The sequence below is a fragment of the uncultured Acidovorax sp. genome, from assembly GCF_964021665.1.
Lineage (GTDB): Bacteria > Pseudomonadota > Gammaproteobacteria > Burkholderiales > Burkholderiaceae_C > Acidovorax > Acidovorax temperans.
Genome location: NZ_CAXIAK010000114.1, coordinates 1 through 9389, shown reverse-complemented (window position 1 = coordinate 9389; position 9389 = coordinate 1). Strand labels below are relative to the sequence as shown.

The window sequence follows — 9389 nt, the reverse complement described above, 5'->3', positions numbered from 1 at the left end:
CGCCGAGGAGCGCAGCGGCCAGCGGATCAGGGCTCGCGATTGTCTGAGCGAAGCGAGTTCGAGCGAGACCCCGCTGGACGCGAGCACCGCAGGTTGCCCCGTAGCGAAGCGCAGGGGACGCAGACAGTGGGGTCGCCCTTTCTTTGGTGACTTTCTTTCGGCGAAGCGAAAGAAAGTTACTGCGCCGCCGGGCGCACATCCCGGCTCCCGCCCTTTGCAAAAGCATGCAGCCAAAAGACTGGCGACGAACCAGATCACTATGAATTCAATAGCTACCAGCGCTTATCCCATAAGCGCTAGAGCCCAATTTAACCCTCAACCCCCCACCGCCCCCTGCGGCACATGGTTCCGCAGCAACCACCGCGTCTCCCGTGCCGCCTCGGTGTCCGGGTGGCGCGATTCCAGCGTGGCCAGCACACGCAGCGCCATGTCTGCGCGGTTCAGGCCCTGCAGCAGCACACGGGCCACCAGCTCATAAGCGGCGGGCACAGCGTCGTGGCCCTTGAAGCGGCGGTCAAAACCTTGCAGCAGGGCCAGGGCGTCTTTCGCGTCGCCCGTGTTCCACGCGGCCTTGGCCAGGGCCAGGGTGGTGGGGGCGTCCTGCAGCGCAAACTGCGCGTCTTTGGCGCGGCAGGTCTGGAAGGCCTTGAGGGCTTCGCCGCTCTGGCCTGATCGCAGCAGCAGCGGGATGTAGCGCTGCGCATGGTCCAGCAACGTGGCGGTCTTGCCCTCGGCCAGTGCCAGCACGCGGTGGTAGCGGCGCTGTGCGGCCACTTCTTCGCCGCGCATGCGCTGCTCTTCATAGGCCAGGGCCACAGCGGCGGTCATGTCGCCAGCGGTGACCAGCTGGGCCACCTGGGCGTCGATGGCGTCTTGCTCAATCTGGCGTGGCGTGCGGCGGTCCACGGGGGCCTTGTCATCGTCCAGGCCTGCGCCGGGCAGCAGGTCAATGCCGAAGGCTTCGTGGTTCTGGTACATGGCGTAGCCCAGCAGGCTGGCCATGACCCAGCTGAAATAGATGAGCACCCAGTTGACGATGGGCAGCAGAATCCAGCCCTTGAAGAGCGGCTGCAGCAGGCCCAGCGCGATGAAGGTCCCCTGGCTCAGCAGGAACAGGAAGACGCACAGCAGCAGGTACGGCCAGCCAATGGTGCGCACGGCGTTCCAGGCGTTGGCGGGGTTCAGGGTTTCGACGAAGCTGCAGGTCTGCACCAGCACGATCTGCGTGGCGGGCAGCAAAAAGCACATGACCAGCCAGGCCAGGGTGCCCAGGGTGGGGCTCACGCTCTGAAGCCAGCCCACCACCATGGATTGCGCAATGACGATGGCGAACAGCTTCCAGGGCAGGTTCTTCCAGTCGGGGTCCAGCTCGGCGGGGTAGTCATCGGCGTTGTAGATGCCGCGCGAGCCCAGGGCGGTGATCTTGAAACCGTAGCGCGAGGCCGCCAGCAAGATGCCGATCTCCACAATCAGGATGCCCAGGGCATCGGGCAGGAAGAAGATCACCTTGAACAGCATGCTGGACAGCGCCAGGATCAGGCTGTACATCAGCGGCTTGGACTGCAGCGGGAAGGTGAAGAAGGTGTTGAGCCGGTGCCAGAACGGGGCGGGCTGTTTGGCGGGCTGGGCAGTCTGGTCGAAGCCCGTGGGTCTTGTGGCCATGGTGTTGCTCCCGCCTCCCTGCGCGGGGTGCGCTGCCCGGGCGTTTTTCGCTTGGATGGGAGGCAGCGCCAATAGATTGCGCGGGAGTATAGGTGGGGTACACAGGCGCTTGGCGGCTGCACTTTCTCACACATTCCCGGTCTGGACAGGCGGCGCGCGGTAGCGCCTGAGCGGGTGCATCGGCTACGCTCAGAGCCTGCTTACGATCTCGCAGGGGATTGCGCTCCAACCCTTCGCGCAGCGGTCTTTGCGGGCGCCCGCAAAGACCGCTGCGCGACCCCTGGGAGACCGTAAACAGGCTCTCATACCCCTTGCAGGCAAGAGTGACAAACACAATGAAAACACTTTGGAGGAATGCCCGGGCCACCACGGCGCTGGTTGGCGGGTTGCTGTTGGCCGCACAGGCGCAGGCGTTGCAGATCGTCAGCTTCAGCCCGCAGGGCGAGGTGGCGCGGGTGCGCCAGGCGGTGGCCAAGTTCGATGTGGCGGCCGTGACCTTTGGCGACCCCAAGGCCCCGGCGCCGCTGGCCATCAGTTGCAACGATGCGGCAGCCTCCAAGGGCACAGGCCGCTGGACCAGCGAGCGGGAATGGGTGTTCGACTTCGAGGCCGACCTGCCCCCGGGCATGCGCTGCGCGGCCACCGTCAAGCCTGAGTTCAAATCAGCCTCTGGCGCTTTGTTGACGGGCGCAAAGAGCTATCAATTTAATAGCGGTGGCCCCTTTGTGCAAGGCGTGCGGCCCAACACCTACCAGCAGCTCGACGAAGAGCAGTTCTTTGTGTTGCAGCTCAACGGGCCCGCCACTACCGAGAGCGTACAGGCCAACGTGTGGTGCGCGCTGGAAGGCGTGGGCGAGCGCGTGCCGGTGCGCATGATTGAAGGTGCCCAGCGCACCGACCTGCTCAAGGCCCTGGGCCTGGAAAAGCGGGCCGCGAAAGAGCCACTGCAGTTCCCCAGCTTTGCCTGCAACCGCCGGCTTACCTCCGGCTCGCAACTGCAGCTGGTGTTTGGCAAGGGCGTGGCTACGCCCAGCGGGGTGGCCAACAGCGTGGAAAAGCGCTTCACCTACCGGGTGCGCGAAGCGTTTGCGGCCGAGTTCAGCTGCGAGCGTGAAAACGCCCAGGCGGCCTGTATGCCGCTGCGCCCGCTGTCGCTGTCGTTCAACGCCCCGGTGCCGCGCAAGCTGGCCATGGCCATCCGGCTCAAGTCGGCCAACGAGACCTTCAAGCCCAGGGTGGATGGCGGCGAGGACGGCGGCGATGCCGATTCCGTGATCAACGGCGTGCAGTTCGACGCGCCCCTGCCAGAGCAGACCAGCTTTACGCTGGAGCTGCCCAAGGATTTCAAAGACGCCTCGGGCCGCACCCTGCGCAATGCCGCGAGCTTTCCGCTGAAGGTGGCTACGGCGGGCCTGCCGCCGCTGGCCAAGTTTGCCGCCGCGCCATTTGGCGTGGTCGAGCGTTTTGCCGAGGGGCCGGATGGCCCCGCGCTGCTGCCGGTGACGCTGCGCAATGTGGAAGCGGGCCTCAAGGTGCAAGGCCTGCAGACGGGCGCTGCGCCAGCGCCAACACCGCCTGTACCGCCTGTACCGCCTACAGGCAAGGTGAGCACGCTCAAGCCGTCCACCGACGCCGACATCATTGCCTGGTTCCGCAAGGTGGCGCGCTATGACGACTACCACGTGCAGCGCCGTGTGGCCGCACGCGACGTGAAGGGCCCGCTGCCCAAGGTGATTGACGACGAACGCGACCATGTGCAGACCCGCATGCTCTCGTTGCTGGCGGGGCAGGGCGGTGTCAAGACGCTGGACTTGCCCCAGGTCACCGGCAAGGAACTGCGCCCGTTCGAGGTGGTGGGCATTCCGCTGCCGCCGGGCTTCCATGTGGTGGAAATCGCATCGCAAAAGCTGGGTGCCTCGTTGCTGGATGGCCGCCATGGCGAGGGCCGCACCATGTATGTGCGCACCTCGGCGCTGGTGACCAACCTGGGCGTGCACTTCAAGCTGGGGCGTGAAAACTCGGCGGTGTGGGTGACTTCGCTGGACAAGGGCAAACCGGTGGCGGGCGCCAAGGTGCGCGTGTCGGACTGCCGAGGGCGCGAACTGGCGCAGGCCATCACCAACGAGCAGGGCGTGGCCCTGATCGAGGGGCTGTCGCCCGATGCGCCGTCTTGCCACAGCAACGACGACTACGGCCAGGGTTCGTCGGCCTATTTCGTCAGTGCCCGCCATACGCAGGGCGAGGTGGAAGACATGGCCTTCACCTGGAGCGACTGGCAGCGGGGCATTGAGCCCTGGCGCTTCAATGTGCCCACCAGCAGCGAGGTCCAGCCCGATGCACGGGCGCACACCGTGTTCGACCGCACCCTGCTGCGCGCGGGCGAGACGGTCTCGATGAAGCACTACTACCGCCTGGAAAACCGCAAGGGCTTTGACGCACCCGCTGCAGGCCCAGGCACCTTGCTCATCACCCATGTGGGCAGCGGCCAGCAGTTTGAACAGCCGGTGCAGTGGCGCAAAATTCCCACGGGCGGGCTGAGTGCCGTGAACAGCTTTGCCATTTCGCCTGCTGCCAAGCTGGGGGAATACAGCGTGGAGCTTCAAGGCGCAGAGCGTGGCACCATCACCACCGGCCAGTTCCGCGTGGAAGAGTTTCGCCTGCCGGTGCTGGAAGGGCGCATTGCGCCGGCCGACAGCAAGCCCCTGGTACGCGTACGCTCGGTGCCCACCGATGTGCAGGTCAATTACGTGGCGGGCGGTGGCGCGGCGAACTTGCCAGTGCGCGTGTCGGCCCTGGTGCGCAGCAAGGTCCTGCAGTTTGCCGACTACGACATGTTCAGCTTCACGCCGCCCCGCCACAAGGGCGCCATCAGTGCGCAAAGTGATGATGAAGAAGCCAGCGCTGGCCAGGACGCCCGCGTGGTGGCAGACAAGCTGCCCCTGACGCTGGACCGCAACGGCACCGGCAAGGTCACCATCGACAACCTGCCCCAGACCCGCCGCGCGCGTGAACTGCTGCTGGAAGCCACCTACGCCGACCCCAATGGCGAAGTGCAAACCCTGCGCAGCACCCACACGCTGTGGCCTGCGGGCGTGGTAGCGGGCATCAAGACCGAGGGCTGGGCATCGGCCAGCCAGAAGATCCGCTTCCAGGCCCTGGCGCTGCAGCACAATGGCCAGGCCGCACCGGGCACGGCGCTGCAGGTGCAGGCCATTGCGCGCATCACCACCACCACGCGCAAGCGCATGGTGGGCGGCTTTTACAGCTACGACAACCAGACATCCACCAAAGACCTGGGCACGGTGTGCACCGGCAAGAGCGACAGCCGTGGCCTGTTGCTGTGCGACGCCAAGCTGGACGAGGCCGGTGAGGTGGAACTGGTGGTGACCGCCACCGACCGCGATGGCAACACCAGCGAGGCTGCTTCGTCCGTGTGGGTGACTCGCCAGGGCGAACTGTGGTTTGGCGGTGAGGACCACGACCGCATCGACCTGCTGCCCGAGAAGAAGAGCTACCAGGTGGGCGAGACCGCCAAGTTCCAGGTGCGCATGCCGTTCCGCTTTGCCACTGCGCTGGTGGCGGTGGAGCGCGAGGGCATCATCGAAACCCATGTGCTGCAGCTCAATGGGCAAGACCCCACGGTGAGCCTGAAGGTGCAGTCCGACTGGGGGCCCAACGTGTATGTGAGCGTGCTGGCCTTGCGCGGGCGCCTGCGCGAAGTGCCCTGGTACAGCTTCTTCACCTGGGGCTTCAAGGCGCCGGGCGAGTGGTGGAACGCCTTCTGGTACGAGGGCAAGGAATACCAGGCCCCTTCAGCGCTGGTGGATTTGTCCAAGCCCGCCTTCCGCCTGGGGCTGGCTGAAATCCGCGTGGGCAAAGAGACCCACCAGATCAACGTGAAGGTGGCGGCCGACAAGGAAAGCTACCCGGTGCGCGGCAAGGCCCAGGTCACCATCACGGCCACGCTGCCCGGCGGCAAGCCTGCAGCCCACGCCGAAGTGGCCGTGGCCGCCGTGGACCAGGCCCTGCTGGAGCTGATGCCCAACACCAGCTGGAACCTGCTCGAAGCCATGCTGCAGCGCCGCAGCTGGGGCGTGCAGACTTCCACCGCACAGATGGAAATCATTGGCCGGCGCCACTACGGCAAGAAGGCGGTGCCTGCAGGGGGCGGCGGCGGCCGTGCGCAAACGCGTGAGCTGCTCGACACGCTGCTGCTGTGGAACCCCACCGTGCAGCTCGATGCCAACGGCCAGGCCAAGGTGACGGTGCCCCTCAACGACGCGCTGACCACCTTCAAGATTGTGGCGGTGGCCGATGCGTCTGCGGGCTTGTTTGGCACCGGCAGCACCAGCATCCGCGCTACGCAAGACTTGCAGATCATCAGCGGCCTGCCACCGCTGGTGCGCGAGGGCGACAACTTCCGTGCGCAGATCACCCTGCGCAACACCACCAAGGCGCCCATGAAGGTGGAGGTGGCACCGCGTGCCACGCTGCTGGAACTCAAGCCCCAGCAGGTGGACATCCCCGCTGGTGAAGCGCGTGAAGTGGCGTGGGACGTGACGGCGCCCGCGCAACTCGCGCAGACCCGCGCCGAGGCCATCCTGTGGGAAATCCAGGCGCGCGACACCGCTTCGGGCGCTACCGATGCGCTCAAGGCCCGCCAGCGCATCGTGCCCGCCGTGCCGCTCACGGTGCAGCAGGCCACGCTGGTGCAGGTGGATGGCAAGTTCGCCATCGATGCCGCGCTGCCCGCAGACGCCATCCCCGGCCGGGGCGGTTTGAAGATGTCGCTGCAGCCCAAGCTGGGAGGCTCGGGAGATGGGGGCCTGCCCGGCGTGCGCGACTGGTGGGCGGCCTACCCGTTCAGCTGCCTGGAGCAGCAGACCAGCAAGGCCGTGGGCATGCGCGACGGCAAGCTGTGGCAAACCGTGGTGGCCAACCTGCCCACGTATCTGGACAGCGACGGTCTGGCCAGCTACTTCCCGCCACGCAGCGGCGATGCCAACACGGGCAGCGACACCCTCACGGCCTACCTGCTGGCCGCCACGCACGAGGCTGGCGCCATCAGCCCCGCTTTTGCGCTGCCCGACGAGGCCCGTGCGCCGATGGAGCGCGCCCTGATCGCGTTTGTGGAAGGTCGCATCCAGCGCAATCACTGGAGCCCACGCAAGGACCTGGACATGCGCAAGCTCGCCGCCATCGAGGCGCTGTCGCGCTACGGCAAGGCCCAGGGCCGCATGGTCAGCAGCATCACCATTGCGCCCAACCAGTGGCCCACGCACTCGGTGATTGACTGGGTGAATGTTTTGAAGCGCGTGGCCGACGTGCCCGAGCGCGACAAGCGCCTGGCCGAGGCGATGCAAATTTTGCGCGCGCGCCTGTCGTTCCAGGGCACCAAGCTCATCTTCAGCACCGAGCAGGATGACTACTGGTGGTGGCTGATGCAAAACGGCGATGTGAACACCGCACGCCTGATGCTGGCCGTGATGGACGACCCCACCTGGAAGGACGACATGGGCCGCCTGGCCAATGGCTTCATCAGCCGCCAGCAGGCCGGTGCCTGGCACACCACCACGGCCAACCTGTGGGGTGGCCTGGCGCTGGAAAAATTCAGCGCCAAGTTTGAAGCCACGCCCGTGGCGGGCGCCACCAAGGCCGCCATGGGCGGCAACAACGCCAGCGTGGACTGGAGCAAAGTCGAGCGCGTCAAGACCACCGACGCCAGCGGCGCCGCCCACCAGACCACCTGGTTTGGCGCGCCCGCAGCACCGGGTAACCTGAAGAACAACAGCATGTTCCTGCCCTGGGGCAAGGCTGGCGGCAAAGAGGCGCTGGAGGTGACCCACCAGGGTACAGGCAAGCCCTGGCTCACCCTGCAATCGGTCGCTGCGGTGGAGCTGAAGGCGCCGTTCGCAGCCGGCTACTCCATCAAGAAGACGGTGACCCCGGTCGAGCAGGCCAACAAGTCGTTGCCTGCAGGCCAGTACACCCGTGGCGACGTGCTGCGTGTGAAGCTGGAAGTGAATGCCAGCGCCGACATGACCTGGGTGGCCATCACCGACCCCATCCCGGGCGGCGCCACCATTTTGGGCAGCGGCCTGGGCCGCGACTCGGAAATTGCCACACAGGGCGAAAAGCAAAGCGGCAGCGGCTGGGCGGCATTTGAAGAGCGCAGCTTTGAGTCCTTCCGCAGCTACTACCAGTACCTGCCCAAGGGCACGGTGACCATGGAATACACCGTGCGCCTGAACAACGTGGGCGACTTCGCCTTGCCGCCCAGCCGGGTGGAAGCGCTGTACGCGCCCGAGATGTTTGGTGAGGCCCCTAATGCACGGGTGAAGGTGGGAGCGGCCGCGCGTTGAGGGCATTGAACGCCTTGTTCCAAGCCCCACCGCCACGCAGCGCCTGGCGGCAATGCGCTGTGGTGCTGCTTGCCTGGGCAACGGCCATGGCTGCCCACGCGCTGCCCACCTACGACGAGGTACGCGTCGACTTTCGCCCGTCTGACACGCTCATCCTCTCGCGTGAAGGGGAGGTGGTGCAGCGCCTGCGCACCGACGCCACGGTGCGCCGCGGCCAGTGGGTGCCGCTGGCCGATGTTTCGCCTGCGCTGCGCACGGCGCTGGTGCTGAGTGAGGACAAGCGCTTTTACGAGCACAGCGGCGTGGATTGGCGCGCTGCCTCGGCCGCTGCCTGGGGCAACCTGTGGAACCAGCGCACGCGGGGGGCCAGCACCATCACCATGCAACTGGCGGGGCTGCTGGATGGCGACTGGAGGCAGGGGCCCGGCGGGCGATCCGTGGTGCAAAAAATGGGGCAGACGGTGGCCGCACAGGTGCTGGACCGGCGCTGGCGCAAGGACCAGATCCTGGAGGCGTACCTGAACCTCGTGCCGTTTCGCGGCGAGGTGGTGGGCATTGATGCGCTCAGCCGCACTCTGTTTGGCAAGGCAGCCCATGGTCTGCAAGACCGCGAGGCAGCCGTGGCCGCCGCCCTGGTGCGTGCCCCCAACGCCAAGCCGGCCCTGGTGGCGCAGCGTGCCTGCGGCGTCTTGCGGGCCATGCAGCCGCCAAAAGCCGAAGTGGATTGCGATGCGCTGGAGCTGTTCACCACCGCTGCCGTGCAGCGGCGTGCGTTTGATGCGACCGAAGGCGCAGCGCCGCACTTTGCGCGCTATGCGTTGCGCCAGCAGGCAGAGGCGGCGGCAGCGTCACCAGCCGCCCCATCCGCCGCCAGCAATGGCACCCCGAAGCTGCGCACCACCTTGCGCGCGCCCTTGCAGCGCTTTGCCACCCAAACCCTGCAGCAGCACCTGCGTGAACTGCGCGGGCGGAATGTGGAAGACGGCGCGGTGCTGGTGCTGGACAACGCCACGGGTGCAGTGCTGGCGTGGGTGGGGTCGTCAGGCGCATTGAGCCAGGCCAGTGAGGTGGATGGCGTGCTGGCAGCGCGCCAGCCGGGCTCCACGCTCAAGCCGTTTCTGTACGCGCAGGCGATTGCCGAGCAGCGGCTCACGGCGGCTTCGCTGGTGGATGACTCGTCGGCCCAGATCGCCACGTCCAGCGGCCTGTACATCCCGCAGAACTACGACCGCCAGTTCAAGGGCTGGGTATCGGTGCGCACGGCGCTGGCCGCGTCGCTCAATGTGCCGGCCGTGCGCACGCTGGTGATGGTGACGCCGGATGCCTTCCACCACCAGTTGGGGGAGCTGGCCCTGCCGTTGCGCG

Annotated in this window: 3 protein-coding genes; 2 read left to right on the top strand and 1 reads right to left on the bottom strand. The window is 66.6% G+C overall.

From position 1 onward, the window contains the following. Positions 1-315: 315 nt before the first annotated feature. Positions 316-1662 (bottom strand): hypothetical protein, encoded by a 1347-nt coding sequence (locus AADJ04_RS16555; protein ID WP_341240283.1) that lies wholly within the window; start codon positions 1660-1662, stop codon positions 316-318. A 335-nt stretch (positions 1663-1997) separates the two neighbouring features. On the opposite strand from AADJ04_RS16555, the gene AADJ04_RS16550 reads away from it, so the two are divergent. Together AADJ04_RS16550 and AADJ04_RS16545 are read left to right on the top strand one after the other, a co-directional pair. After that, on the top strand, positions 1998-8024 hold the full coding sequence (locus AADJ04_RS16550; protein WP_341240282.1) for an MG2 domain-containing protein: 6027 nt from the start codon (positions 1998-2000) through the stop codon (positions 8022-8024). Between the two features lie 86 nt (positions 8025-8110). After that, positions 8111-9389: transglycosylase domain-containing protein (locus tag AADJ04_RS16545; protein WP_341240284.1), on the top strand; the 1279-nt coding region annotated here is incomplete at its 3' end.

Bases quoted from the DNA above. Each gene is read 5' to 3' on its own strand.
- AADJ04_RS16555 (WP_341240283.1), bottom strand. From the start codon at position 1,662: ATGGCCACAAGACCCACGGGCTTCGACCAGACTGCCCAGCCCGCCAAA.
- AADJ04_RS16550 (WP_341240282.1), top strand. From the start codon at position 1,998: ATGAAAACACTTTGGAGGAATGCCCGGGCCACCACGGCGCTGGTTGGC.